Source organism: Shimia isoporae, assembly GCF_004346865.1.
Classification (GTDB): domain Bacteria; phylum Pseudomonadota; class Alphaproteobacteria; order Rhodobacterales; family Rhodobacteraceae; genus Shimia; species Shimia isoporae.
Map to the genome: position 1 here is coordinate 563,222 of NZ_SMGR01000001.1, position 24,625 is coordinate 587,846.

28 protein-coding genes are annotated in these 24,625 nt (G+C 56.5%); 24 read left to right on the forward strand and 4 right to left on the reverse strand.

Translation table 11 applies throughout. The features are described from left to right. The first annotated feature begins 185 nt into the window (after positions 1 to 185). Positions 186 to 389: an SHOCT domain-containing protein gene (locus BXY66_RS02790; RefSeq protein ID WP_132858652.1), complete on the forward strand. Its 204-nt coding sequence runs from the start codon at positions 186 to 188 to the stop codon at positions 387 to 389. 43 nt (positions 390 to 432) lie between these two features. Next, complete coding sequence (locus BXY66_RS02795) at positions 433 to 1,173, forward strand: sulfite exporter TauE/SafE family protein (protein WP_132858653.1); 741 nt, start codon at positions 433 to 435, stop codon at positions 1,171 to 1,173. Here BXY66_RS02795 and BXY66_RS02800 read toward each other — a convergent pair. Then, complete coding sequence (locus tag BXY66_RS02800; RefSeq protein ID WP_132858654.1) at positions 1,170 to 1,481, reverse strand: hypothetical protein; 312 nt, start codon at positions 1,479 to 1,481, stop codon at positions 1,170 to 1,172. The genes BXY66_RS02795 and BXY66_RS02800 overlap by 4 nt on opposite strands. A gap of 239 nt (positions 1,482 to 1,720) precedes the next feature. On the opposite strand from BXY66_RS02800, the gene BXY66_RS02805 reads away from it, so the two are divergent. The 16 genes from BXY66_RS02805 (at position 1,721) to BXY66_RS02875 (ending at position 14,636) form a co-directional block, all read left to right on the forward strand. Continuing rightward, positions 1,721 to 2,575 carry an HpcH/HpaI aldolase/citrate lyase family protein gene (locus BXY66_RS02805; protein ID WP_132858655.1) on the forward strand — a complete coding sequence of 285 codons (855 nt, stop codon included), beginning with the start codon at positions 1,721 to 1,723 and terminating at the stop codon, positions 2,573 to 2,575. Positions 2,576 to 2,614: 39 nt separating this feature from the next. Further along, a complete protein-coding gene (locus tag BXY66_RS02810) occupies positions 2,615 to 3,166 on the forward strand; it encodes an NnrU family protein (protein WP_132858656.1) in 552 nt (183 codons plus the stop codon). A 4-nt stretch (positions 3,167 to 3,170) separates the two neighbouring features. Continuing rightward, positions 3,171 to 3,374, forward strand: coding sequence for a DUF1737 domain-containing protein (locus BXY66_RS02815; RefSeq protein ID WP_132858657.1), 204 nt, complete (start codon positions 3,171 to 3,173; stop codon positions 3,372 to 3,374). Continuing rightward, a complete protein-coding gene (locus BXY66_RS02820; protein WP_132858658.1) occupies positions 3,375 to 4,406 on the forward strand; it encodes a MaoC family dehydratase in 1,032 nt (343 codons plus the stop codon). It begins immediately after the preceding gene. Between the two features lie 37 nt (positions 4,407 to 4,443). Continuing rightward, on the forward strand, positions 4,444 to 5,166 hold the full coding sequence (locus tag BXY66_RS02825; protein WP_243694280.1) for a DUF4344 domain-containing metallopeptidase: 723 nt from the start codon (positions 4,444 to 4,446) through the stop codon (positions 5,164 to 5,166). Positions 5,167 to 5,251: 85 nt separating this feature from the next. Beyond that, the gene (locus BXY66_RS02830) at positions 5,252 to 5,878 is read left to right on the forward strand and encodes a DUF1194 domain-containing protein (protein ID WP_243694281.1); all 627 of its coding nucleotides are present in this window, start codon (positions 5,252 to 5,254) and stop codon (positions 5,876 to 5,878) included. Between the two features lie 262 nt (positions 5,879 to 6,140). Further along, positions 6,141 to 6,524, forward strand: a complete 384-nt coding sequence (sdhC, locus tag BXY66_RS02835; RefSeq protein WP_132858661.1) for a succinate dehydrogenase, cytochrome b556 subunit — start codon at positions 6,141 to 6,143, stop codon at positions 6,522 to 6,524. Positions 6,525 to 6,535: 11 nt separating this feature from the next. Next, entirely contained in the window at positions 6,536 to 6,907 is a 372-nt protein-coding gene (sdhD, locus tag BXY66_RS02840; RefSeq protein WP_132858662.1) for a succinate dehydrogenase, hydrophobic membrane anchor protein, read from the forward strand. An 11-nt stretch (positions 6,908 to 6,918) separates the two neighbouring features. Then, positions 6,919 to 8,724 (forward strand): succinate dehydrogenase flavoprotein subunit, encoded by a 1,806-nt coding sequence (gene sdhA, locus BXY66_RS02845; protein ID WP_132858663.1) that lies wholly within the window; start codon positions 6,919 to 6,921, stop codon positions 8,722 to 8,724. 9 nt (positions 8,725 to 8,733) lie between these two features. After that, positions 8,734 to 9,564, forward strand: coding sequence for a hypothetical protein (locus tag BXY66_RS02850; RefSeq protein WP_132858664.1), 831 nt, complete (start codon positions 8,734 to 8,736; stop codon positions 9,562 to 9,564). 55 nt (positions 9,565 to 9,619) lie between these two features. Then, positions 9,620 to 10,399 (forward strand): succinate dehydrogenase iron-sulfur subunit, encoded by a 780-nt coding sequence (locus BXY66_RS02855; RefSeq protein WP_132858665.1) that lies wholly within the window; start codon positions 9,620 to 9,622, stop codon positions 10,397 to 10,399. A 48-nt stretch (positions 10,400 to 10,447) separates the two neighbouring features. Then, positions 10,448 to 11,146 carry a glycosyltransferase family A protein gene (locus tag BXY66_RS02860; protein ID WP_165929091.1) on the forward strand — a complete coding sequence of 233 codons (699 nt, stop codon included), beginning with the start codon at positions 10,448 to 10,450 and terminating at the stop codon, positions 11,144 to 11,146. A gap of 205 nt (positions 11,147 to 11,351) precedes the next feature. Next, positions 11,352 to 11,501 (forward strand): hypothetical protein, encoded by a 150-nt coding sequence (locus BXY66_RS20395; protein ID WP_165929092.1) that lies wholly within the window; start codon positions 11,352 to 11,354, stop codon positions 11,499 to 11,501. Positions 11,502 to 11,610: 109 nt separating this feature from the next. Continuing rightward, positions 11,611 to 13,251 carry an FAD-binding dehydrogenase gene (locus tag BXY66_RS02865; RefSeq protein WP_132858667.1) on the forward strand — a complete coding sequence of 547 codons (1,641 nt, stop codon included), beginning with the start codon at positions 11,611 to 11,613 and terminating at the stop codon, positions 13,249 to 13,251. A 23-nt stretch (positions 13,252 to 13,274) separates the two neighbouring features. After that, the gene (locus tag BXY66_RS02870; RefSeq protein WP_132858668.1) at positions 13,275 to 14,120 is read left to right on the forward strand and encodes an urea carboxylase-associated family protein; all 846 of its coding nucleotides are present in this window, start codon (positions 13,275 to 13,277) and stop codon (positions 14,118 to 14,120) included. A gap of 81 nt (positions 14,121 to 14,201) precedes the next feature. Beyond that, positions 14,202 to 14,636 carry a DUF4399 domain-containing protein gene (locus BXY66_RS02875; protein WP_132858669.1) on the forward strand — a complete coding sequence of 145 codons (435 nt, stop codon included), beginning with the start codon at positions 14,202 to 14,204 and terminating at the stop codon, positions 14,634 to 14,636. Between the two features lie 154 nt (positions 14,637 to 14,790). Here the strand turns inward: BXY66_RS02875 and deoD are convergent, their stop codons facing one another. The 3 genes from deoD to BXY66_RS02890 all read right to left on the reverse strand — a co-directional run bounded on the left by deoD (position 14,791) and on the right by BXY66_RS02890 (position 18,115). Beyond that, positions 14,791 to 15,495 (reverse strand): purine-nucleoside phosphorylase, encoded by a 705-nt coding sequence (deoD, locus tag BXY66_RS02880; RefSeq protein ID WP_132858670.1) that lies wholly within the window; start codon positions 15,493 to 15,495, stop codon positions 14,791 to 14,793. A 143-nt stretch (positions 15,496 to 15,638) separates the two neighbouring features. After that, a complete protein-coding gene (locus BXY66_RS02885) occupies positions 15,639 to 15,959 on the reverse strand; it encodes an H-NS histone family protein (protein ID WP_132858671.1) in 321 nt (106 codons plus the stop codon). A gap of 176 nt (positions 15,960 to 16,135) precedes the next feature. After that, on the reverse strand, positions 16,136 to 18,115 hold the full coding sequence (locus tag BXY66_RS02890) for a protein meaA (RefSeq protein ID WP_132858672.1): 1,980 nt from the start codon (positions 18,113 to 18,115) through the stop codon (positions 16,136 to 16,138). Between the two features lie 196 nt (positions 18,116 to 18,311). On the opposite strand from BXY66_RS02890, the gene BXY66_RS02895 reads away from it, so the two are divergent. The 6 genes from BXY66_RS02895 (at position 18,312) to BXY66_RS02920 (ending at position 24,622) form a co-directional block, all read left to right on the forward strand. Then, entirely contained in the window at positions 18,312 to 19,670 is a 1,359-nt protein-coding gene (locus BXY66_RS02895) for a 1-acyl-sn-glycerol-3-phosphate acyltransferase (RefSeq protein WP_132858673.1), read from the forward strand. A gap of 151 nt (positions 19,671 to 19,821) precedes the next feature. Beyond that, positions 19,822 to 21,108, forward strand: coding sequence for a crotonyl-CoA carboxylase/reductase (ccrA, locus tag BXY66_RS02900; RefSeq protein WP_132858674.1), 1,287 nt, complete (start codon positions 19,822 to 19,824; stop codon positions 21,106 to 21,108). Between the two features lie 194 nt (positions 21,109 to 21,302). Beyond that, positions 21,303 to 21,878, forward strand: coding sequence for a hypothetical protein (locus BXY66_RS02905; RefSeq protein ID WP_132858675.1), 576 nt, complete (start codon positions 21,303 to 21,305; stop codon positions 21,876 to 21,878). Between the two features lie 164 nt (positions 21,879 to 22,042). Then, the gene (locus BXY66_RS02910) at positions 22,043 to 22,957 is read left to right on the forward strand and encodes a sulfite exporter TauE/SafE family protein (protein ID WP_132858676.1); all 915 of its coding nucleotides are present in this window, start codon (positions 22,043 to 22,045) and stop codon (positions 22,955 to 22,957) included. Continuing rightward, positions 22,957 to 23,724 carry a TIGR02186 family protein gene (locus tag BXY66_RS02915; RefSeq protein WP_132858677.1) on the forward strand — a complete coding sequence of 256 codons (768 nt, stop codon included), beginning with the start codon at positions 22,957 to 22,959 and terminating at the stop codon, positions 23,722 to 23,724. The genes BXY66_RS02910 and BXY66_RS02915 overlap by 1 nt, the downstream gene beginning before the upstream one ends. A 112-nt stretch (positions 23,725 to 23,836) precedes the next feature. Beyond that, complete coding sequence (locus BXY66_RS02920) at positions 23,837 to 24,622, forward strand: hypothetical protein (RefSeq protein ID WP_132858678.1); 786 nt, start codon at positions 23,837 to 23,839, stop codon at positions 24,620 to 24,622. Positions 24,623 to 24,625: the final 3 nt, after the last annotated feature.

The following is a 24,625-nucleotide window of genomic DNA, read 5'->3' on the forward strand; positions in this document are numbered from 1 at the left end:
TGTCGCGGGTGGCTTAAGCGGAATCCGGCGTTGAAGCAAGTGTTTGCAGGTGCGGCGTGATCGCGCGACGGGTGTTTGCGCTCGCAGAAAACTGCCGCATTGTAGACATTGGCCACCTTGCAATGAAACTCATGGTGGGCGTAGATGTGGCCTGACGAAAATTTCTGCATTGAGGACTGAGCCCAATGAACTCTGCTCTGAAAACCCTGATAGCGTTGACTTTGGTGGCAATGACTGTGTCGGCCTGTGGCGGCAGCAAAACGACCAACAACGTTCAAGCAACCACTGTCGGCGAAGAGTTGGCATCGCTGGATGCTGCTTATCGTCAGGGGCTTTTGACGGAAAAGGAATATGAGCAGCAGCGTCGCAAGATCCTGAAAGGCAGCTGATCGGTTACCCTGATAGTCTGATACGAATTCGGGGGGCGGCAAATTGATTGATTCTGTCCCCGTCTTTGTTTTGGCGGCACTGGCTGTTGTCTTTGCTGGCGTGTCCAAGGCCGGGTTTGGCTCTGGCGCGGCGTTTGCGTCAGCCTCGGTTTTGGCGTTGGTGATGCCGCCTCGAGAAGCTTTGGGCGTGATGCTCCCGCTGCTGATGCTCGTCGATCTGACCACACTGCCGCCTTTCTGGAAAAAGTGGAGTTGGCCCGACGCGAAGGTCCTCATCCTCGGTGGCCTTCCAGGGGTCGCCGCCGGAGTGTGGTTGTTTGCGCAAGCGGATGACGATGTGCTGCGTCTGCTGATCGGCGGAGTTTCCCTGGGATTTGTCATTTGGCGTCTTTGGCCTGGCGCAACCCGAGCCCGCGAGGTGCCGCTGTGGGGCGGATATGTTGCGGGCATGGTGGCCGGTTTCACCAGCTTTGTGAGTCATGCGGGAGGGCCGCCGGCCGCGGTCTTTTTGTTGTCGCGCGGCATGGGGAAGACGACTTATCAGGCGACAACTGTCCTGGTTTTCTGGGTCATAAACATTGCGAAATTCGTACCTTACGCGTTCTTGGGGGCATTCACGATGCAGACGCTTTGGGCCAATGTCATGCTGACGCCTTTTGCGCTCTTGGGCGCGTACGTCGGAGTGAAGGCCCACTACGCGATACCAGAGCGGGCCTTCTTTGGGGTTACCTATGTCTTGTTGACCATAACCGGTATCAAGCTGGTATTTGACGCGGTTACTTAGGTTCCGTCACCTTTTGGCGGAAGCGCTTCCGCAAGTTCTTCGTAGGCTTGCCCGCTGGCCACAAGGCATGTTGGTCCGTTCGGCATGGTTACCGTAATTGTCCAACTGCCGCTTTTCTCGCTCGCGAAAACTTCGACAACGGCACCTTGTTGTGCCAGCCCTATGGCCTGACGTGTTTCTCCATACCGTTGGGCGAGACGTTCGATGACGGCCTCTCTGTCGGCGCAGTTTCCGCGGGCATCTGCATGGGTTGCAGCTAATATTAGCAGGCCAAAGCCCATCACCACTTTGAGACTTAAAAATTGCATTTGCCTGTCCTTTCAAGTGAACCAAACTGGACGGCCGTTTGCCGGCTCTTGCAGTGTCCGGTGAACGGCAAGACTTGCTGGTGGCTGCAAAAGTTTTGGTTAACGCGTCGTGCGGCGGGGGGTCCCACGTAGCGTTGGACGGTGCGTCATGTCCGGTTTTTCTGCGATGCGGCAATTTTGGCCTTGAAGTTATCTGAGAAAAATGCCCCATTCTGCGCAACAAAATTTCGGAGAGAGTCATGGATCAGCGCGCACGTCCCTATCGTTCGGTACTGTATATTCCCGGGTCAAAGGACCGGGCGCTGGAAAAGGCGCGCGGTTTGCCGGTGGACGCAATCATTTTCGACCTCGAGGACGCCGTGGCGCCCGACGAAAAAGAAAATGCCCGCGCGACACTTGCCGCAGCATTGGAACAGGGCGGATACGGCAGCCGAATGCGGATCGTGCGTATCAACGGGTTGGATACGCAATGGGGGGAAGCGGATGCCAAGGCGGCAGCAGCAATGGACTGTGATGCGGTGCTGTTGCCGAAGGTGGAAAGTACATCCCAGCTTGATGCGCTGGCGTCTTTGATTGGAAACAAACCGATCTGGGCTATGATGGAGACCCCGCGTGGCATGTTAAATGCAGCAGAGATTGCGGCACACCCGCAATTGACGGGCTTTGTCATGGGGACAAATGACCTTGCAAAAGAATTGCAGACCCGCTTCCGCGCGGATCGTCTCCCTATGATGGCTGGGTTGGGGCTTTGCTTGTTGGCCGCCAAAGCAGAGGGCATCGTCATCGTTGATGGCGTCTACAATGCTTTCAAGGATGCCGAAGGGCTGAAGGTCGAGTGCGACCAAGGCAGGGACATGGGTTTTGACGGAAAGACGCTGATCCATCCGGCACAGGTAGATGTGGCCAACGCGGCTTTTGCACCTAGCGAGGAGGAGATCGACCTTGCGCAGCGCCAGATTTCGGCCTTCGAAGAAGTGGAGGCCAGCGGTCAAGGCGTTGCCGTAGTTGATGGCAAGATCGTTGAAAACCTGCACGTTGTGACCGCTCGTGAAATTTTGGCAAAGGCGGATGCAATCGCTGCGCTGGAAGGGTAACTCTTATCCCATAACCAAATTATCCAGCGAGGGAGCGAGATGACATTATTGGTTTTGGGAGTTCTTTTGTGGGCCGTGGCCCATTTTTTCAAACGTGCTGTGCCGGGCGTTCGGGAGCCCATGGGGGACAAAGGTAAGGGAATGGTCGCCCTTGCCCTGCTTGTGTCTGTGGTGCTGATGGTTGTGGGCTATCGCGCGGCGGAAGTAACGGATGTTCTTTGGTCGACACCAAGCTTTGCGAAGCACATCAATAATCTGGTGGTCCTGATTGCGATCTTCATGATGAGCCCTGCACCGCGAAAGGGGCGTCTATTGAATGGTGTTCGCCATCCGATGCTGATCGGCTTCTCGCTGTGGGCCGCGGCGCACATTTGGGTCAACCCCGACATGCCTTCGTTGGTGCTCTTCGGCGGCCTGCTTGCTTGGGCAATTCTCGAGATTGTGGTCATCAATCGCGCCGAAGGTCCCTGGAAGCCAACGGAAAACGGCACCATCGCCAAGGACGGAATGTTCTTTGTGGCATCCGTTATCTTGATGGGTGTAATTGGCTTCATTCACGGGCTGGTCGGCCCGTCCCCATTTGGAGCTTAAGGCCATGAAACTTTATCGTTTTCTATCGGAAGAAGACACATCGGCGTTCTGTCACAAGGTGACCGACGCCCTCAACAAGGGGTGGGAGCTTTACGGCTCGCCGACGCAGACTTTCTGCCACAAGACCGGCGTAATGCGCTGTGGTCAATCCGTGGTGAAGGAAGTCGAAGGCACCTACACCCCGGAGACCAAACTGGGAGAGCACTAAATGGCCAAGACAAATTCGGGCCGGTTTTTTGAAGACTATTCGCTCGGGCAGGTGATCGAGCACGCTGTACCGCGCTCGGTGGGAGCTGGAGAGCGGGCGCTTTATCATGCCCTCTATCCAGCGCGCCATGCTTTGTATTCGAGTGATGAATTTGCACGGGCTTCGGGCCTGCCGCAGTCTCCGCTGGATGATCTGGCAGCGTTCCATGTGGTCTTTGGCAAAACCGTCCCGGATGTGTCGTTGAACGCTGTGGCGAACCTCGGTTACGCCGAGGGGCGCTGGCTGAGGCCTGTTTATGCTGGCGATACACTTCGGTCGTCGAGCGAAGTGATTGGCTTGAAGCAGAACTCTAACGGCAAAACCGGCGTTGTTTATGTGCGGACACGAGGCGTGAATCAACGCGACGAAGTGGTCATGGAGTATGTCCGCTGGGTGATGGTGCGAAAACGCGACATCGACGCGCCGGCGCCTGAAACCGTCGTTCCAGAACTGTCCAAGGTGATTGATCCTGCCGATTTGGTCATTCCTGAGGGACTCAATTTCTCCAACTATGACTTTGGTCAGGCAGGCGAAGACCATCGATGGGATGACTACGAAGTTGGTGAAACCATTGACCACGTCGACGGTGTGACGCTTGAAGAGGCAGAGCACATGATGGCGACACGCCTTTGGCAGAATACTGCAAAGGTGCACTTTGACGCGACATTCCGGCCGGATGGCCAGCGTTTGATTTACGGTGGACACATCATTTCCCTTGCGCGGGCGCTGTCATTTAATGGGCTGGCAAATGCACAGATGATCGTCGGGCTCAACGGTGGTGCACATGCCAATCCCGCGTTTTCGGGACTTACTGTAAAGGCATGGTCCGAGGTGTTGGACAAAGCCGAGACTTCAGCACCCGGCGTCGGGGCGATCCGTTTGAGGCTTGTTGCAACCAAGGGGGGCGCGCCGTTTGAACTCAAGGGTGACGACGGAAAATATCTGCCTGATGTGTTGCTTGATCTTGACTACTGGGCACTGATGCCGACCTGATCAGGTCATGTTAAAGCGTTGTCTCGTCTCGTGCTTGTTGACCCTTGCCTGCCCTGTGCAGGCAGAGGTTGATTTTGACCGCTCCGATGAAGCCACTCTGGCCTTTGTGGAGAACAATCTGCTCGGGATCTTCTATCACGAGTTGGGGCACGCCTTGATCGACATCCTAGGCCTTCCGATCTTTGGTCAGGAAGAAGATGCAGCGGATGTTCTGTCGATCTTTCTGATTGACGCATTCTTTGAAGAAGACTCGGCCGTTCAGATCGCATACGACGCGGCCTTCGGGTTCCTCGGAGAGGCCGAAGCCGCGCCGGAAATTGTTTTCTGGGATGTGCATGGGCCTGATTTGCAGCGTTATTACAACACTGTTTGCATCTTCTATGGCGCCAATCCGGAGGAGCGGGAGGACGTCGCCTTTGATCTTGGGTTGCCGGAAGAACGGGCTGAATACTGTCCGGAAGAGTATGATCAGGCCGCTGACAGCTGGGGCGGGGCGATGGATGAGATCACCGCAACGAGCGGTGGAAATACAATCCGCATGCGTGATGTCGAAGTCGATACGGACGGTGGGCAGTTGACGGTTGATATTATCGAGGCGGAAATCCAGGCGTTGAACGAAGAGTTCCGCTTGCCGCGCAATCTGGATGTGTCGGTTATCGCATGCGGAGAAGCCAACGCATATTATGATCCGGAGTTTCGTGAGATTGTTATGTGCACCGAATTTGCGGATGCGCTTGTCGAAATGGCACCCGGGTTTTGATCCACTCAACAAGGTGATTTCAGGATAACCCGGTGACATGTAGGGTGTCGGGATGTTGCGCAACTTGTCGATATCTTTGTGCCTGATGGCACCACCAGCCTCCGCCTGTGACATAGCGCTGTTGTTGGCTGTGGACGTGTCCGGAAGCGTAGATGCCCAGGAGTATCGGATACAAATGGACGGGCTGGCCGCTGGCTTGCGGGATGGTGTTGTCGTTGAGGCGTTGATCAAAGCTGAGGCCGCCGTCGCTTTAATGCAGTGGACCGGGGAACGTCGACAGCAGGTTTCCGTGCCCTGGACGCGGGTTCGTAACACGATCGAGGCGGAAGCGCTGGCGGTTGCAGTCGAGCAAATGCCGCGCGCGTGGACGAAGTACTCAACCGCGATTGGGGATGCCTTGTGGCGTGGCGCGGACTTAATCGAGCAGGCACCCGAGTGCCGACGGAAAGTGATCGACGTTTCGGGGGATGGGGTGTCAAACGAAGGTATCGAACCGTCAGAAGGACGTTCACGGTTGGATAATCTGGGGGTCACCGTGAATGCTTTGGTCATAGAGACCGATGAAGCCGATTTGACAGGCTATTTCTGGGAGAATGTGATCACGGGGTCTGGAGCTTTTGTGGTAACGGCAAATGGATTTGCTGATTATCCCGCGCGGATCAGGCAAAAGCTCATTCGGGAAGTGGCCGAACAATTTGCGGACAATCGATGAATTTGGCCGTCCATGTGAGCGCAAACAGTTTTCGTAACGACGGATTCGGGGTATTCTCTCGCGAAATCTTGCAAATTTCGCTGGATTATTCTGACTAAAATTATTGGATTTGATTTTTGTGATCACGATCTTTTGGGTGTGATCACAAAGGTCAAATAAAGCGCCAACTGTGCCAAAAAAGCGCGGGTTTTTGCTGGCCTCAAAGGTGACAGGCCGCGAAAAAACGTTAGTAAAGTGGCAAGGGAACCTGAAAGGATTCAACATGGCTGACGCGAAAAGGGTCGAGCGCCCGCTTTCTCCTCACCTGACGATCTATCGCCCGCAGCTGACGTCGATGACGTCGATCCTTACGCGGGTCACTGGCAATGCGCTGATCGTCACCACTTTCATCATCGTTTGGTGGTTGCTGGCCGCAGCGGCCGGCCCCGAGCATTTTGCCGTGGCTGACGGATTTGCCACGAGCCTGCTGGGCGATGTTATCTTCGCGCTGTCCGCGCTTGGCATCTGGTATCATTACCTTGCCGGATTGCGTCACCTGATTTTCGACGCAGGCAAAGGCCTTGATATTCCGACCGCGGAAAAGCTGGGCTGGGCCTGCATCGTCGGTTCGGTCGTTTTGACCGTTCTCACAATCATCATCGTCTGAGGGGGCCCATCATGCGTTTTCTGACAGACCGCAAGCGCGCTGAAGGGCGTGGTGCAGCACACGCCGGCACCGAACATCACTGGTACATGCAGGTCAGCGCGGTAGGCTTGGCCTTCATCGTTCCGGCTTTCATCTACATGTTCGGCTCTTTGCTGGGCTCCTCCTATGAACATGTCATCGCGACACTGAGCCGCCCGTTCCCCGCAATCCTGTCTGGGCTGGTGCTGGTGTTTGGCCTCGCGCACTTCCGCAAGGGCGCTCAGATGATGATCGAAGATTACACCCGCAAGTCGACCCGAAAGGTTCTTATCATGCTGGTGATCACCATGACCTATGGCCTGACCGCGGCTGGCCTGTTCGCGCTGGCGAAAATCGCGCTTTGAGGATCTGAGACATGGCTGAATACGAATACGAAACTCATGAATATGACGTGGTCGTGGTGGGGGCTGGCGGCGCCGGTCTGCGTGCGACGCTCGGCATGGCGGAACAAGGTCTTCGCACGGCTTGCGTTACAAAGGTCTTTCCGACCCGTTCGCACACCGTTGCGGCGCAAGGTGGTATTGCCGCGTCGTTGGGCAACATGGGCCCCGACAGCTGGCAGTGGCACATGTATGACACTGTGAAAGGCTCTGACTGGCTTGGTGATACCGACGCGATGGAATACCTCGCGCGTGAAGCCCCCAAGGCCGTCTATGAGCTGGAGCACTACGGTGTGCCGTTCTCGCGTACCGAAGAAGGCAAAATCTATCAGCGGCCGTTTGGTGGGCACACCACCGAATTTGGCGAAGGCCCAGCGGTACAAAGGACCTGTGCTGCGGCAGACCGGACCGGTCACGCGATCTTGCACACGCTTTATGGCCAGTCGGTGAAGAACAACGCCGAGTTCTATATCGAGTATTTCGCGATTGATCTGATCATGTCCGATGACGGTCAGTGCCAGGGTGTGGTTTGCTGGAAGCTGGATGACGGCACCATGCACGTCTTCAATGCCAAAATGGTGGTTCTGGCGACAGGCGGCTATGGTCGTGCGTATTTCTCGGCGACTTCCGCGCACACTTGCACAGGTGACGGCGGCGGCATGGTTGCGCGCGCAGGGCTTGCGCTGCAGGACATGGAGTTCGTGCAATTCCACCCGACTGGTATTTATGGCTCCGGCTGCCTGATCACAGAAGGTGCGCGCGGTGAGGGAGGGTATTTGACCAACTCCGAAGGCGAGCGTTTCATGGAGCGTTATGCGCCCCAGTACAAAGATCTCGCGCCGCGTGACTACGTCTCCCGCTCCATGACAATGGAAATCCGCGAAGGTCGTGGTGTCGGTGAAAATGGCGACCACATTTTCCTGAACCTCAACCACCTGCCAGCTGACGCGCTGGCGGAACGACTTCCGGGTATTTCGGAAAGCGCGAAAGTGTTTGCAGGCGTAGATGTTACCAAGGAACCGATCCCGGTTTTGCCGACCGTGCACTACAATATGGGTGGTATCCCGACCAACTATTGGGGCGAGGTACTGAATCCGACGCAGGATGATCCGACCGCCGTTGTGCCGGGTCTGATGGCCGTGGGCGAAGCAGGGTGTGCTTCTGTGCACGGAGCGAACCGTCTTGGGTCCAACTCGCTGATTGACCTCGTCGTCTTCGGGCGTGCTGCTGCGATCCGCGCGGGCAAAGTCGTGGATGCGGACGCTCCTAATCCTGTTCTGAACCAAGCGTCGGTTGATGCGGCGTTCGACCGGTTTGACGGTTTGCGGAACGCCAAGGGCGGCGTTCCGACTGCGGAACTGCGCCTGGAGATGCAGCACTGCATGCAAGCTGATGCAGCGGTGTTCCGCACCGACAAGACGCTGAAGGAAGGCGTGGACAAGATGACGGCGATCGCCTCCAAGATGGACGATCTGCACGTTACCGACACATCGCTTGTCTGGAACAGCGACCTGATGGAGACGCTGGAACTCACAAACCTGATGCCAAACGCTCTGGCGACCATTCACGGTGCGGAAGCGCGTAAGGAAAGCCGCGGCGCACATGCGCATGAGGATTATTCCGAGCGTGATGATGATAACTGGCGCGTGCACACGGTCAGCCGCGTTGACGGCAACAAGGTAGACCTGAGCTATCGTCCTGTGATCGTTGATCCTCTGACCAACGAAGACCAAGGCGGTATCAGCCTCAAAAAGATCGCGCCCAAGGCGCGGACCTTCTAAGGCAGGATCTTGGACGCGGTACGCGACATATCGGCTAACCGGCGGGTCATCGTTCATATTGGTGCCCAGAAAACCGGGTCGACCTCCTTGCATCGGTTTCTGAAACTTAATCAGGAAACGCTTGCGGGGAAGGTCGATATTCGCGTTCCGGTAAAAGGATCCGTTGTCCGTGAGTTGGGAAAAACCTGTGCCTTGTACAGCCTCAAGCCGGCGGCCCATAAAGCGTCGCTGGTTGGCCTGCTGGAACAGGTCAGAGCCGACCTCGAAGGTGGTGACAGCGTTTGTATCATCAGCCACGAAAACATCATTGGCGCGATGATGGGACGCCGCGACGTGCGCGAGCTTTATCCGCGTGCGGGTGAGATAGTCGGACTGATCGATGCTCATTTGGCACCGTTCAAACCGGACTATGTGATCTATACCCGTGCACGGGATGCGTGGTTGAAGAGCGTGTATAATCAGGCTGTTAAGTCGGACAGTTATGCGGGCTCAAAAGCCCAGTTTGATGCGGATGTCAGAGACGCGCGCGACTGGCCTGCTGTGGCACAAGAGGTCGCAGCTGTGGTCGGCGACGACCGCCTCAGCGTATTTGCACTTGAGGATGAAACAACCGCGGATCGCCCTGGTCGGCAGCTTTTGACGTTGGCTGGTTTGACCAGTGACGAGATTGACGCGCTATCGCCCCTTGAGGGGCGGAGCAATCAGAGCCTGAATGCGGGCTCTCTGGAATTCATGCGCCAGCTGAATGGCCTGGGTCTGCCACAACAGGCCCGCAAAAAAGTGGCTGCACTGGTGAAAGACAATCAATCGCTTTTTGACGCAGACCGTCGAAAGGCCTGAGAAGGAACGAAGGGATGCGCATCGCGCGCTAGCCCGCGGATAGGAAGGAAAGACCATGGTCGAATTTGCCCTCCCCAAGAACAGCCGGATCACGACCGGCAAGACCTGGCCCAAGCCGGAAGGCGCAAAGAATGTGCGCAAGTTCCAGATCTATCGCTGGAATCCGGATGACGGCAAAAACCCGAGTGTGGACACTTATTTTGTCGATATGGACAAATGCGGGCCGATGGTTCTGGACGCGCTGATTAAGATCAAAAACGAGATTGATCCGACTCTCACGTTCCGCCGCTCCTGCCGGGAAGGGATCTGCGGATCCTGTGCGATGAACATTGACGGGATCAACACATTGGCCTGTATCTATGGTCTGGACGAAGTCAAAGGCGACGTGAAAATCTACCCGCTTCCGCACATGCCGGTGGTGAAGGACCTGATCCCCGACCTGACGCACTTTTACGCTCAGCACGCCTCAATCATGCCTTGGCTTGAGACCAAGACAAATCGTCCCGCGAAAGAGTGGAAGCAATCGATCGAAGACCGCAAGAAGCTTGACGGTCTCTATGAATGTGTAATGTGCGCCAGCTGCTCGACGTCTTGCCCGAGCTACTGGTGGAACGGCGACAAGTATCTTGGCCCAGCCGCGCTTTTGCATGCCTACCGCTGGATAATCGACAGCCGTGACGAGGCGACGGGAGAGCGTCTGGACGATCTCGAAGATCCGTTCAAGCTGTATCGCTGCCACACGATCATGAACTGTGCGAAGACCTGCCCCAAGGGTTTGAACCCGGCCAAGGCCATTGCAGAGATCAAAAAAATGCTGGTAGAGCGACACGTCTAACGCCACGTCTTGAAAGACACACCTATGGGGCCGCTTTTCAGTGTCATCATGGTTGACTACGACCGGTCGGTGTCGCGCGACGAATTTCGTCGCGCGATCCAGTGTTTCGCGGATCAGACCTGCAAGGACTTCGAAATCCTGATCTATCACGACGGCCCGAAAGAACACCCCTACAGCAAAGACTTAGAAGGCATTGAGGGCTTGCCCGAGGTGCGGACTTTTGTTTCCGATGAACGTGAAAACGATTGGGGACATTCTAACAGGGATAGGGGAATTGGCGCTGCAAAGGGCGAATGGTTGATAATGACCAACGCCGACAACGTTTTTTATCCCGATGCAGTGCAAACGCTGAAGGACGCAGCTGTCAGCGCTTTCAAACCCAAGATACGCAATCGCACAGGGAACTGGTTGCAGCGGAAGGTTTTTCGGACCCGGCCGGACGCGTATGTCACTGGAGACCGCTTTGACATCCTTATTTTCCCGATCATTCTGAAAGGATGCACCGCGGTTCGTGATGGGCTGCGGCGGTTCAAAGGCGAGGAAAACACCCTTGAAGTGGTTCTTTCCGGACTGCCTATTGGAGCCGGCTACATAGATGCCATGCAGTTTGTAATGCGGCGCAGCACCTGGGTCGATGAGGGTGGCTGGAAAGACAAACGGATGGACAGCGACGGCCATCTCTATACCGAATTTGCAAAAAAGTATGGTATCCAGCCAATCAGCAAAATCCTTGGAGAACACTGGTAGCCGGACTGGCAATGCTGGTGTTACAGATCACGACACTGCGTTGAAGTCGCAGGACTCTTTGTGAATTTCCGACAATTGTGCGCAGAAGTATGCCATTGCATATTTTGCATGGCGCCTTTGCGCAGACGTGGCTTTTCTGCGACGCAGCGCGGTCCTATATGCGGGTCAGGGAGGGGGTAGACGCAACCCATTTGGAGATCAGTTCATGTCGCCCTCAGATAATGTCAAAACCGAAGATTTCGCTGCCCGCGCTCTGGAACTGCTGGAGCAATCCTATGCCTATTACAACCTGCCACTGCGCCAGGTGGATAACTCGGCCAGCGAAACCTATTACGAGTATGTAAAGGCTGCTTAAGGGCACCGCGCGCTCCCCGTCGCGGAGTAACGTAAAGTCCTGACGCTAGGTTGCTCTTGGAGCATCCCATTCGATTGACTAGCCTCTCTGGAAACGGGGAGGCTTTGTCATGTTTGACGTGATTGTTGTTGGCGGCGGTTTGGCCGGTCTTGTGGCTGCAAATGAAGCGGCAGACAGAGGACGTAAGGTTCTTCTGCTGGACCAGGAGGGAGAACAGAGCCTCGGCGGACAAGCCTTTTGGTCACTTGGGGGGCTGTTCATGATCGACACGCCGGAACAGCGGCGTATGGGCATCAAGGACAGCCACGCACTTGCGTCCGGTGACTGGATGGGGTCGGCCCAATTCGACCGGCCTGAAGATGCGAACCCGCGCAAAGTGGCCGAAGCGTACCTTGATTTTGCCGCGGGTGAAATGCGCCCCTGGCTTCATTCGATCGGCATGCGTTGGTTCCCGATTGTGGGGTGGGCCGAGCGCGGTGGAGAGATGGCCCACGGGCACGGCAACTCCGTGCCGCGTTTTCACATCACTTGGGGCACGGGACCGGGCGTGGTTGCGCCCTTTGAGCGCTTGGTGCGCGCGCATGCATCCGCCTGCCGTATTACGATGGAATTCCGGCGCAAGGTCAGTGGCTTGATCGTCGAAGGCGGCGTTGTCAAAGGCGTGCAGGGTGAGATTCTGTCCGATGACGGCGCAGATCGCGGGATGTCGACCAATCGGAAAGTCGTCGGTACATTTGAACATCGCGCAGAGGCAGTGGTGATCACTACGGGAGGGATCGGTGGTGATCATGACATGGTGCGCCAATACTGGCCGGAAGACCGGCTTGGAAAGCCGCCGCAACGCATGGTAGCCGGCGTCCCGGACTATGTTGATGGACAAATGCAGCGGGTTGCCGAGGGCGCTGGCGCCGCAATAATCAACGGCGACCGCATGTGGCATTACACAGAGGGACTTGCGAACTGGGATCCTATCTGGCCGAACCACGGAATTCGTATTCTGCCGGGACCAAGTTCGATGTGGTTTGATGCGGACGGCGAGCGTATGGAAGCTCCCTATCTTCCCGGGTTTGACAGCCTTGGCACGCTGAAGCGGATCCTGTCGACGGGGCATGAACACAGCTGGTTCATCCTGACTCAGAAGATCATCGAAAAGGAATTTGCGCTCTCGGGGTCCGAGCAAAACCCGGACCTGACGTCGGGCAAGTGGTCGGAGGTGTTGCGCCGGCGGATGATGAATAAAGGAGCGCCAGCCCCGGTAGAAGCGTTCAAAGAACACGGTGAGGACTTTGTCGTGGCCGACACTCTTGAAGAGCTGGTCGCGGACATGAACAAGATAACGCCCCAAGTCCCAGTGGATCTCGAAAAGATCCGCACACAGATCCAGATGCGGGATGCGCAAATCGACAACGAGTTCAGCAAGGACGCTCAGGTTACCGCCATCCGTGGTGCCCGAAACTATCGTGGCGATCGGTTGATCCGTACAGCAAAACCGCACCAGATACTGGATCGAGAGAATGGACCGCTGATCGCCGTGCGTTTGAATATTCTGACGCGCAAATCCCTTGGGGGATTGCATACGGATGTCACCGGTCAGGTTCTGCGTCCGGATGGCAGCGCATTTGACGGGCTGTTCGCGGCGGGCGAAGTTGCAGGTTTTGGCGGTGGTGGCTATCACGGCTATAACGCTCTGGAAGGCACGTTCCTTGGCGGCTGTATTTTCTCGGGTCGCGCGGTAGGGCGGTCTGTCTGATCTGGAAATCAAGGGGATAGCGGATGTGTGATGCACCAAAAGATGCCGACGCCCGGCGGGCTGTGAAACCGGTGATCTGTTATCCCAACGAAACTTTGCCGGAGGCGCCTTTGGCCCTTTATCAAGCGGCTCGGGACGGGGCGCAAAAGGTGGCAGAGACACTGGTTCCGGCTCGGGATGCGCGGTGTTTCGAAGTGCCTGCAGGGCACTTTGTGCGGATCACGTCGGTAGAAGGCCCGCAGGTCGGAGACCTGAATTTCTGGAACTTGCATGACCTGTCGGAGCGGTTCTATTCTGGAAAGACGCGCGCGCTTCACGGTACGCATGTGACCACCGGAGAGCGGTTGTGGTCGAGCTTTCCGACGCTGCGGCCGATGGCGACGATCGTAGCCGATACGCTGGGATGGTACGGCATCGATGAATTTGGCGGTTCCGTACATGATGTCATCGGTACGCGATGTGATCCCTATACGTCTAACCTATTGAATGAAAACCAATATCATTACTGCTGTCATTCGAATTTGACGCGGGCGCTGGCCGACCACATGGGGCTTTCTCTGGTGGAAGCCGAGCCGCATGTGCACGACGTGTTGAATGTTTTTATGTGTACTGGCTTCACCCGCGATACCGGCCAGTACTTTATGAAGGCGAGCCCGGTTCAGCCCGGTGATTATCTTGAGTTTTTTGCCGAGATTGATCTTCTTGGCGGTCTTTCGGCTTGCCCCGGCGGCGATTGCAGTGCTGAGCACAGTTCGGATGTGGCTGCCTGTCACCCGTTGCTCGTCGAAGTCTTTGAGCCAAAGGCGGGTGCGCTGGGTGAATGGACACAGCCTTCCGCCAATGGATACGACAGAACGCACGGGCGCTGAGCTTTGCAGGCCTGTCATTAGGCAGAACCCCCGTTGCCTGTTATGCTTGATGCATAGTTTTAGGTATCTGGAGGTAAGCAAATGAAACGAATGACATTTTTGGCGGCCGCGTTTTCAGCCGGAATGGCTTTCGCCGGGGAGACACCGTCGCCTGATGGGGCGAAAGTCTATTTCATTAATCTTGAGGATGGCGCCACGGTCACCAGTCCCGTGATGATCCAGATGGGGCTTTCCGGTATGGGGGTTGCCCCCGCGGGAACCGAGAAGGAAAACACCGGTCACCACCACATTTTCATCAACAGACCGCCGCTTGGTGAAGGCACTGAGGACGCTGAACTGCTGGAAAACGGAGTGCCTACGGACGACAACCACAAGCACTTTGGAGGGGGACAAACTGAGGTGATGCTGGATCTGCCCGCCGGTACGCATACGCTTCAGCTGGTGCTTGGCGACGAGTTCCATGTGCCGCACAACCCTCCGGTGGCATCCGCGGTTATCACGATCACGGTGGAGTAAGTCGAATCAGAGGTTAAGCCGCTGACAGAAAGCGGTTTTGTCAGGCTGCAACGTGGCTGCAAAACGTCGGCATCGCGTCGGTATCAATGTCCAAAAAACAACGCCCGCGCCGGTTAAAGGGGCGGGCGTTGCGTTTTGCGGTTATTGAAAGTCTTCAGGCGAAGGCGGCTTCCAGAGCGATTTCGACCATATCTCCAAAGCTTTGTTCGCGATCCTCGGAAGGCAGGGCTTCGCCCGTCAGCAGGTGATCGGAGATTGTCAGAACCGCGAGACCCCGAACGCCGTAACGAGCGGCGAGATTGTACAGTTCGGCGGCTTCCATTTCGACGCCGAGAATGCCGTGGCGCACCATCTGCTCATTCAGGTCCGGGCGTTCGTCATAGAAAACATCCGAGCTGTAGATACCGCCAACGTGTGTCGGTGTGCCTTTGGCTTGTGCCGCATCGGCCGCTGCACGCAGCAGGCCATAATCGGCGCAAGGTGCAAAGTTCAGTTCCTTGAAGATGCCGCGGGAGGGTGTGGATAGCGTGGAAGCTGTCATGGCGATGACCACGTCGCGCACTTTCACGTGTTCCTGCATGCCACCGGCGGAGCCAATACGGATCAAGGTCTTTGCGCCGTAGTCTTTGATCAGCTCGTTGACATAGATCGACAGCGAGGGCATGCCCATGCCGGACCCGTGAATGGTGACGCGATTACCTTTGTAGGTGCCGGTGAAGCCGAGCATGCCGCGCACTTCGTTCACACAGACCGCATCCTCAAGGAAATTTTCTGCCGCCCAGCGCGCTCGGTAGGGATCACCGGGAAGAAGAACGGTTTCAGCGATGTCGCCTGGCTTGGCGCCGATGTGAACGGTCATGGGGTCACCTTTGATTGGAACAAAATCAGTAGTCCTCCTGATGCTTCAAACTTGCATGTGGATGCAAGCTGATTTGACCAGAAGGACTTTCTCGAGTTGGCGCTAAAACGCCAAAAACTTTAGATGCAGCCAAGCAGCTGACGTCAGATTTCCATCTGCTCGGGGGTAACTCCGGCTGCAAGTGCCTCGTCAAACCACTTCGGTTTTCGGCCTTTGCCTGTCCAAGTGCGGGTTTTGTCTTTCGGGTCTGCGTATTTCGGCACGCCCTTGTTGAGAGACGCGCGGCGTCGGCCCAGTCCGGTGGCTGCGGCCAGATCGGCCAGCGAGTAGCCGAATTGTTCCGCTGCGTCTTCCACCGCTTTTAGCGCATCCCTGCGGCGGTCGGCTTCACGTTTTTTGAGCTCGATCTCGATTTCCGCTTTCAGCGCAACCAATTCCTCGTACGATTTCTTCGCGAGATTCATGCCAATTCCATCCTCTTCATTGACTTGACGCCATTAGGCGAGGTTCGAATGGGAGCGACAAGTTGCTATTTGTATCAGTGTTATTGAACGGGCATTTTCACCGGAAATGAAAACGCCGCGCCAATTCGAAATGAAGGCGCGGCGTTCCAGTATTTGAGAATGGTGAAAGATATCCGCTATTCCGCGGCCACCGCTTTTGGGTCAGCCAGCGTGACAATGTCTTTCATGATTGTATTCAGCTCAAAGTCTTTTGGCGTATAGACGCGGGCCACACCCATCGCGCGCAACCGGTCAGCATCGTCGTCGGGAATGATCCCGCCCACGATCACGGGTGTGTCGCCCAGACCAGCTTCACGCATCCGATGCATGAGGTCTTCGACCAGCGGGATATGGGATCCGGACAGGATCGACAGGCCGACAACATGAGCTTCATCATCGAGGGCCTTGGACACAATCTCCTCCGGCGTTAGGCGGATGCCCTCGTAGGTGATGTCCATACCGCAATCACGGGCGCGGAAAGCAATCTGCTCGGCGCCGTTGGAGTGGCCGTCGAGACCGGGCTTGCCGATTACGAATTTCAGACGGCGCCCCAGTTTGTCGGATACTGCGTCCACTGCGGAGCGGAGGTCTTCCAGCCCTTCCGTCTTGTTTGACGGTGCGCCGGAAACGCCTGTGGGACCGCGATATTCTCCGTGTACCGTGCGCATTTGCGCGGCCCATTCGCCAGTCGTAACGCCTGCTTTGGCTGCGGCGATTGACGCTGGCATGACGTTTTCACCATTGGCGGCCGCGGCACGCAGATCGGCGAGGGCTTTTTCGACCGCAGCGGTATCGCGCTCGCGGCGCCAGTCATTCAGGCGGGTGATCTGCTCCTGTTCGACAGCCGGATCAACGACCATGATGCCGCCATCACCGGTCATCAGAGGCGATGGCTCGCCCTTTTGGAACTTGTTCACGCCTACGACGACGGTTTCACCTGCTTCGATGCGGCCAAGGCGGTCGGCGTTGGAATCCACGAGACGGGATTTCATATAGTCGATTGCGCCAATGGCTCCGCCCATGCTTTCAAGATTGGACAGTTCGTGGCGCGCGCCGGCTTTGAGATCTTCGACTTTCGCGTCGACCGCAGGGTTGCCGTCGAATAGATCGTCGTATTCCAGCAAGTCGGTTTCAAATGCCATAATTTGTTGCATGCGCATGGACCATTGCTGGTCCCATGGTCGGGGCAGACCGAGCGCCTCGTTCCATGCTGGCAATTGCACCGCGCGGGCGCGGGCTTTTTTCGAAAGGGTCACAGCCAGCATTTCGATCAGAATTCGATAAACGTTGTTTTCCGGTTGTTGTTCGGTAAGGCCAAGAGAGTTGACCTGAACGCCATAGCGGAAGCGGCGGTATTTCGGATTGTCGACGCCGTAGCGTGTTTCGAGGATTTCATCCCACAAATCCACAAAGGCACGCATTTTGCACATCTCTGTAACGAACCGAATACCGGCATTTACAAAGAACGAGATTCTGCCTGCGAGGGCGGGGAAGTCTTCGGCAGGTACGCGGGGCTTGAGGGCATCCAGGACCGCAATCGCCGTGGCCAGTGCAAAGGCCAATTCCTGTTCCGGTGTCGCGCCGGCTTCTTGCAGGTGGTAGGAGCAGACGTTCATCGGGTTCCATTTGGGAACGTTGGTGTAGCAGTACTCTGCCACGTCCGCGATCATCTTGAGGCTGGGCTCTGGTGGGCAGATATAGGTGCCACGGCTGAGGTATTCCTTGATCAGGTCGTTCTGAACGGTGCCCTGAAGCTTCGTGACATCTGCGCCCTGTTCTTCGGCAACAGCGATGTAGAGCGACAACAGCCACGGTGCCGTGGCGTTGATCGTCATCGAGGTGTTCATCTGCTCCAGAGGGATCTGGTCAAACAGCGTGCGCATATCTCCGAGGTGACAGACCGGCACGCCCACCTTTCCGACCTCTCCGCGCGAGAGAACGTGATCGCTGTCGTAGCCGGTTTGGGTCGGCAGGTCGAATGCGACGGAGAGACCGGTCTGACCTTTTTCAAGGTTGGAGCGGTAGAGCGCATTGGAAGCCTTGGCGGTGGAGTGACCGGCATAGGTCCGGATCAGCCATGGGCGGTCCTTCTGGCGGTCTTGCTGCGTCTGCGACATTTGGGGCCTCCTGAATCAGTGTCAAAAAACACGGCGGCAATATTGTTGCGTGAGAACCTAGAAGTGTGAAATTTCATTTGCAAGCGATTTCGCTGCGTTGCGGCGAGGCGCGACGCGAGGTCGTCTGCCTTTCGCTGTGCCCGGGCGAGGCGATTTTGTTGTTTACCGCGCGCTTTTTGCGTTGCAAGGGTGGGCCATGACGCAAACTGTCGAGTTACCAGTCTGGCTGTTCATCCTGATCCTGCTGTTTGCGGCGGTGACAGCTGCAAGCCATTTGCTTTTCCCGTCCGTACGCTGGTTCTTCCGGCGGCGTATGGAAAAGGCCGTGTCGCAGTTAAACGAGCGCCTGGAGCGGCCGATCGAACCTTTCAAGCTGGCGCGTCGGCACGACATGATCCAGCGCCTGATCTACCAGCCGGATGTTGCTCAGGCTGTGACGGAACACGCGGCCGAGGAAGGTATTCCGGAGAACGTCGCCTTTGAGGAAGCCAAACGCTATGCGCGCGAAATCGTGCCGTCGTTTTCGGCGTCGGCCTATTTCGGGTTCGCCATTCGCGCGGCACGTTTTCTGAGCCGCGCACTGTACCGTGTGCGGTTGGTGCATTTTGACGAAGGCGGGATCGACGCAATTTCAAAGGATGCGACGGTCGTGTTCGTGATGAACCATCGCAGCAACATGGACTACGTGCTCGTTACCTATCTGGCAGCACAGCGATCCGCGTTGGCCTATGCCGTCGGCGAATGGGCACGGGTGTGGCCATTAAGTCGATTGATCAAGGCGATGGGGGCGTATTTCATCCGGCGGAAATCGCGGAATGCTTTGTATCGCAAGGTTTTGGCAGCCTATGTCAGGCTCGCGACACAAGGCGGAGTGACACAGGCCATGTTCCCCGAGGGCGGGCTGAGCCTTGATGGTTCGCCGCAGCAGCCCAAGCTCGGGCTTCTGAAGTACATCACCGATCCATTTGAGCCAGGAGGGCGGGACGTGGTCTTTGTTCCGGTGGCGCTGAACTATGATCGGGTCTTGGAAGACCGGATATTGTTGAATGCAAATGCTTCTGGTGGCCGCCGTTTCGACGCGAAGATCAGTGTGATCGCGGGATTCTTTTTCAAGCAGATTTGGCTGCGGTTGCGCGGAAAATACCACAAGTTCGGATATGCGGCGGTGAGTTTTGGTAGCCCGTTGTCGCTGTCGGAGTTTGCTGAAAATCATCAAGGCGAGTTGGCAAAGCCTTTGGCGCGGGAACTGATGGGGCGCATCAACGGGGTGGTGCCGGTGCTGCCGGCGCCGATGGTGGCTTCCATTATTCGTTCAAGTGACACGCCGCTGAGTCGCGGGGCGATCGAGACGCAGTACGATACCTGGCTGAAGAAACTGCGCACAGAGCACGTTCATTTGCCGCGTGATGACCTGAGCTATGCGACGGAAGTCGGCATCCGCATATTGGAAGAACGCCGCGTCATTTCCCGTGTCGCCGGACGGTTTGAAGCGATCCCTGATCGGCGTGATCTGCTTTCTTTTTATGCCAATTCCATCGACCATCTGTTGCGGTGATTTCGCAATTGCAGAAATTTTTGCTGCACCCGCTGGGTTATAAAATTTCAAAACCAGCCTGAATGCAGTTGCAATATTACCTTTCGGCCGATATCTCATGGTCAGACAACGCGATTCTGCATCGCGGCAACACCAACAGTTGGAGGGCACGATGGCTCTGGATACCGAAAGCGCAATCGCGTCTTATGACGCTCCCAAAAAAGACCTGTACGAAGTGGGTGAGATGCCTCCGATGGGTCACGTGCCGAAACAGATGTACGCGTGGGCGATCCGTCGCGAGCGTCAGGGCGAGCCGAACAAGGCTATGCTTCAGGAAGTGGTAGACGTGCCGACGCTGGACAGCCACGAAGTGCTGGTTCTGGTTATGGCTGCCGGTGTGAACTACAACGGGGTCTGGGCGGGTCTCGGCGTGCCGATTTCCATGTTTGACGTGCACAAGCAACCCTATCACATTGCCGGCTCCGACGCGTCTGGTATCGTTTGGGCTGTGGGTGACAAGGTGAAGCGCTGGAAGGTCGGCGACGAAGTTGTGATCCACTGCAACCAAGACGACGGCGACGACGAGCACTGCAACGGTGGCGACCCGATGTATTCTGACAGCCAGCGTATCTGGGGCTACGAGACACCCGACGGCTCGTTCTCACAGTTTACACGCGTGCAGGCGCAGCAGCTCATGCCGCGTCCCAAGCACCTGACCTGGGAAGAAGCTGCATGCTACACGCTGACACTGGCGACCGCCTACCGCATGTTGTTCGGTCACGAACCGCATGATCTCAAGCCGGGCCAAAACGTTCTGGTCTGGGGCGCATCCGGTGGACTGGGATCCTATGCGATCCAGCTGATCAATACGGCGGGTGCCAACGCGATCGGTGTTATTTCAGACGAAGACAAGCGTGACTTTGTGATGGGTCTTGGCGCGAAGGGCGTTCTGAACCGCAAAGACTTCAACTGTTGGGGTCAGCTTCCCACTGTTAACACTCCGGAATATGCCGAGTGGTTCAAAGAGGCGCGCAAGTTCGGCAAAGCCATCTGGGACATCACCGGCAAGGGCGTGAACGTTGACATGGTGTTTGAACACCCTGGCGAAGCGACTTTCCCTGTGTCCACGTTTGTTGTGAAAAAGGGCGGTATGGTCGTGATCTGCGCGGGTACGTCCGGTTTCAACTGTACCTTTGACGTTCGGTACATGTGGATGCACCAGAAGCGTTTGCAGGGTTCCCACTTTGCCCACCTCAAGCAGGCGTCGGCAGCGAACCAGCTGATGGTCGAGCGCCGCCTCGATCCCTGCATGTCGGAGTGTTTCTCCTGGGCTGATCTGCCAGAGGCGCACATGAAGATGCTGCGCAATGAGCACAAGCCGGGCAACATGTCCGTATTGGTGCAGGCTCCGAAGACCGGTCTGCGCACACTGGAAGATGTGTTGGAGGCCGGCAAGTAAGCCTCACTGAATTTGTCTGAACGGTTTCCCCCCGTTTTTCGACTTACCCCCGGATCGCAAGGTTCGGGGGTTTTTTTCATGCGGCCTCACGAAGAATTTGCCACCGTAGCGGTTGCCGTGGCGAAGGTGCGGTGCCCATACTGTCGAGTTGGCTTAAAAGCCCAAACCGGTTTTGTCGTCGAAGGAGACAGTGCGTGCGGAAGCTTGGGTGCATCTTGGCGGTTGCAGCGTTCCTTTCCGGAGCAACGTTGGCACTTGCCGATCGCCCGCAGGGACTTATGTGGAACCGCTCCGGACTGCCCGCGACGATCCCATTGCAAATCAAAACGGACAGCGGCGGAGATACGGTTGTTTATCTGATCGACTTGACCAGCGGAGACAAGGTTCTTGCAGCGTATGCACGGGGCGGAGAGTTTTTTCGCGTGCTAGTGCCGCCGGGCCGGTTTGGGCTGCTTTTTGCACATGGAGCCGAATGGCAGGACGAGGACACGCTCTTTGGGTTGGACACCCGGGTGTTCGCTTTGGATGAAGCGCTCGTTTTTTCGGTGGGTGTCGGGCATCGGCGGGGGCATATTGTGGATTTGCGGATGCTGGATGCGCCGTCTGTCAAAGGATTGTCCGAATGCCAAAGGTGGGCGCTTGACCCGGACAGTTTGCAGGTACCCAGGGCGCCGGGATTGGAAGGGTCGGAGAAAAACAGGGGTGTCGCGCCCCGTCCAGAGAAGCTATCGGCGCCCAGATATGATGTGCGCTCTGTGTTTTGCGATTGAGTGCCTTGGGCCGGTGAGAAGCCGGCGGCACGGCAAATGTTCGGTGAGTTCGCTCCAAAATTGGACGTCTGATAAGTCCAGTTTCCAATAACCTATCTGTCCTAACCTGTTTTTTCCGCTTTGCTGCGGTTGCATTATGCCGTCCGCTGGCGCTATCAAAAAATATGCAGATCTACCTTCCCATCGCTGAAGTCTCTGTGAATGCCTTTTTGCTATTGGGCATGGGCGGCATGGTGGGAATTTTGTCGGGCATGTTTGGCGTAGGCGGCGGGTTTTTGATGACGCCGCTTTTGTTCTTTATTGGCATCCCGCCAGCCGTGGCCGTAGCAACCGAAGCCAACCAGATCGTTGCGTCGTCTTTCTCCGGTGTATTGGCGCATCTGAGGCGAAAAACGGTGGACCTCAGGATGGGGACCGTGTTGCTTATAGGCGGTCTCATCGGTGCGGCGCTTGGCGTTGTCGTGTTCAATTATTTGAAGGCGCTCGGACAAGTCGATCTGCTTGTCAGGCTTTGCTACGTGGTCTTTCTGGGCATCATCGGATCGCTGATGTTCGTGGAAAGCCTCAACGCGTTGCGCAAGTCCAGGCGCAACCAGCCGCCAACCCGTAAAAAACACAATTGGGTCCACGGATTGCCCTTCAAGATGCGGTTCCGCGTGTCGGGGCTTTATATTTCCGTGATCCCTCCGGTGATGGTTGGCATTCTGGTAGGCATTCTGAGTGCAATCATGGGCGTCGGTGGCGGGTTCATTATGGTGCCGGCCATGATCTATTTGCTGGGGATGCCAACCAAGGTTGTTGTTGGCACGAGCCTGTTCCAGATTATTTTTGTGACCGGTTTCACGACACTGTTGCACGCGACCACCAACTATACCGTGGATATTGCACTGGCGGTTCTCTTGCTGGTTGGCGGCGTAATCGGTGCCCAGATCGGCACACGCTTGGGCACGTATCTGAAAGCGGAGCAGTTGCGTATTCTTCTGGCGCTTCTTGTCATTCTGGTTTGCGCGAAGCTTGCGATGGATCTTTTGCTGCAGCCTGCTGAATTGTTCACGATCGGCGCGGTGGAGGGGCACTGATGGGTCTGCGCGCGCTCTTCCTTGTTGCAATCACGCTCTTGGCGTTGCCCGCGCGGTCCGAGGAGGTTGTGCTGGGCCTGAGCCAGGACAAGGTGGCAATCACCGCGACCTTTGACGGGTCAGAAATCCTGCTGTTCGGGGCTGTGAAGCGCGAAGCACCAATCAAGACGGAGCAACCGCTGGAAGTGTTGATTGCGGTGTCCGGACCAAAGGGGCCTTTGACTGTGCGTCGCAAGGAGCGCAGGTTCGGGATTTGGGTGAACACGGATGCCGTGAATGTGGATGCTGCGCCAAGCTTTTATGCCGTGGCGACCTCGGCGCCGTTTTCCGAAGTACTGTCAAACGTCGAGGATCAGCGCCACAAGGTGTCAATTCCGCGCGCAATCCGCTCTGTCGGGGCGCCCATGTCGGTGACAGATGCGCAGGCGTTCACTGAGGCCGTGATCCGTATCCGGCAGAGCGAGGGGCTCTACCAGATGCTCGAAGGCGCAGTGCAGTTCGATCAGCAGACGCTTTTCAGGACGTCTATCTCCATGCCGGCCAACCTGACCGAAGGTGGCTATCCAACCCGAATTTTTTTGACACGTGACGGGCAGGTGGTCTCGACGTTTGAAACTGTGATTGCAGTGAAAAAAGTCGGCCTGGAGCGTTGGTTGTTTGATTTGTCGCGGCAGAAGCCTTTGATTTATGGGCTTATGTCGCTGGCTATCGCCATCGCGGCGGGCTGGGGTGCCTCGGCTGCCTTCACCTTGTTGCGGCGGGGGTGATCTGAGGTTCGAGCTGCGCATGAGCTAATAATCGCCCATTAATACAAATAAATTTGAAATATAATGTGTGGAAACCTTTATCTTGGGCATCACTAGCCAAAGGTATCCCAAAATGTTTCGTAAGTTTGCCCTCTCTGTCGCCGTTAGCTGTGCCGTGATTTCTGCGCCTGCATTTGCCCAAGGCGACGACTATTGTGACGAAGCCTGTCAAGTCGCGCGAAAGGCACAGGACCCGCTTGCGCCGATCACTGCCATCCTGACCGACAACACGATCAGTTATGATGCCAGCGGCGCAGCGCGCAAGGAATTCCAGTTGCAACCGGTTCACACCTTCGAAGGTGAGAACGCCAATTTCATTCTGCGGGGCATCATTCCCACGGTGGGCGTGAAGGATCCGGTGTCCGGCAAGACCAGTTACGGTCTCGGCGATACGATGATCCAGGCGTTCTATGTGCCCAACAGCTATAATGGCGGATTCAAGATGGGGTACGGTTTGCAGGCGTCGCTGCCCACTGCCCAGAGTTCAAAGTACTCCACTCTTGGCAAAGGCGCGGGAGTCGGGGTTGTGGGTTTCGGATTCAACGGCAACTTTTCCTATGGCGGGATCGCTGGACATATGTGGGGGGAAAACGCGACGGTTTCGACCCTTCAGCCGATCCTGTTCTACAATATGCCCAATGTGTTGGGTGGGACTTATGTCGGGTATTCCAACACCTGGATCTACAATTGGGATGCGGATCAGTGGACAATTCCGCTGGGGGCAGTGGTTGGCAAAACCTTTGTCACAAAGGGTGGAAACGCGATCGATTTCAACATCGGCGCGTACAGGAATGTCGCCTCCGGAGCGGCCAATGACGAGTGGCAGCTCAAGTTCGGTGTTTCATTCTTCCCGGGGTAGAAC

What these genes read in the sequence shown, in the direction of transcription:
- BXY66_RS02790 (WP_132858652.1), top strand. Translation starts at nt 186, where the DNA reads ATGAACTCTGCTCTGAAAACCCTGATAGCGTTGACTTTGGTGGCAATG.
- BXY66_RS02800 (WP_132858654.1), bottom strand. Translation starts at nt 1,481, where the DNA reads ATGCAATTTTTAAGTCTCAAAGTGGTGATGGGCTTTGGCCTGCTAATA.
- BXY66_RS02805 (WP_132858655.1), top strand. Translation starts at nt 1,721, where the DNA reads ATGGATCAGCGCGCACGTCCCTATCGTTCGGTACTGTATATTCCCGGG.
- BXY66_RS02810 (WP_132858656.1), top strand. Translation starts at nt 2,615, where the DNA reads ATGACATTATTGGTTTTGGGAGTTCTTTTGTGGGCCGTGGCCCATTTT.
- BXY66_RS02815 (WP_132858657.1), top strand. Translation starts at nt 3,171, where the DNA reads ATGAAACTTTATCGTTTTCTATCGGAAGAAGACACATCGGCGTTCTGT.
- BXY66_RS02820 (WP_132858658.1), top strand. Translation starts at nt 3,375, where the DNA reads ATGGCCAAGACAAATTCGGGCCGGTTTTTTGAAGACTATTCGCTCGGG.
- BXY66_RS02830 (WP_243694281.1), top strand. Translation starts at nt 5,252, where the DNA reads ATGGCACCACCAGCCTCCGCCTGTGACATAGCGCTGTTGTTGGCTGTG.
- sdhC (WP_132858661.1), top strand. Translation starts at nt 6,141, where the DNA reads ATGGCTGACGCGAAAAGGGTCGAGCGCCCGCTTTCTCCTCACCTGACG.
- sdhD (WP_132858662.1), top strand. Translation starts at nt 6,536, where the DNA reads ATGCGTTTTCTGACAGACCGCAAGCGCGCTGAAGGGCGTGGTGCAGCA.
- sdhA (WP_132858663.1), top strand. Translation starts at nt 6,919, where the DNA reads ATGGCTGAATACGAATACGAAACTCATGAATATGACGTGGTCGTGGTG.
- BXY66_RS02855 (WP_132858665.1), top strand. Translation starts at nt 9,620, where the DNA reads ATGGTCGAATTTGCCCTCCCCAAGAACAGCCGGATCACGACCGGCAAG.
- BXY66_RS02860 (WP_165929091.1), top strand. Translation starts at nt 10,448, where the DNA reads ATGGTTGACTACGACCGGTCGGTGTCGCGCGACGAATTTCGTCGCGCG.
- BXY66_RS20395 (WP_165929092.1), top strand. Translation starts at nt 11,352, where the DNA reads ATGTCGCCCTCAGATAATGTCAAAACCGAAGATTTCGCTGCCCGCGCT.
- BXY66_RS02865 (WP_132858667.1), top strand. Translation starts at nt 11,611, where the DNA reads ATGTTTGACGTGATTGTTGTTGGCGGCGGTTTGGCCGGTCTTGTGGCT.
- BXY66_RS02870 (WP_132858668.1), top strand. Translation starts at nt 13,275, where the DNA reads ATGTGTGATGCACCAAAAGATGCCGACGCCCGGCGGGCTGTGAAACCG.
- BXY66_RS02875 (WP_132858669.1), top strand. Translation starts at nt 14,202, where the DNA reads ATGAAACGAATGACATTTTTGGCGGCCGCGTTTTCAGCCGGAATGGCT.
- deoD (WP_132858670.1), bottom strand. Translation starts at nt 15,495, where the DNA reads ATGACCGTTCACATCGGCGCCAAGCCAGGCGACATCGCTGAAACCGTT.
- BXY66_RS02885 (WP_132858671.1), bottom strand. Translation starts at nt 15,959, where the DNA reads ATGAATCTCGCGAAGAAATCGTACGAGGAATTGGTTGCGCTGAAAGCG.
- BXY66_RS02890 (WP_132858672.1), bottom strand. Translation starts at nt 18,115, where the DNA reads ATGTCGCAGACGCAGCAAGACCGCCAGAAGGACCGCCCATGGCTGATC.
- BXY66_RS02895 (WP_132858673.1), top strand. Translation starts at nt 18,312, where the DNA reads ATGACGCAAACTGTCGAGTTACCAGTCTGGCTGTTCATCCTGATCCTG.
- ccrA (WP_132858674.1), top strand. Translation starts at nt 19,822, where the DNA reads ATGGCTCTGGATACCGAAAGCGCAATCGCGTCTTATGACGCTCCCAAA.
- BXY66_RS02910 (WP_132858676.1), top strand. Translation starts at nt 22,043, where the DNA reads ATGCAGATCTACCTTCCCATCGCTGAAGTCTCTGTGAATGCCTTTTTG.
- BXY66_RS02915 (WP_132858677.1), top strand. Translation starts at nt 22,957, where the DNA reads ATGGGTCTGCGCGCGCTCTTCCTTGTTGCAATCACGCTCTTGGCGTTG.
- BXY66_RS02920 (WP_132858678.1), top strand. Translation starts at nt 23,837, where the DNA reads ATGTTTCGTAAGTTTGCCCTCTCTGTCGCCGTTAGCTGTGCCGTGATT.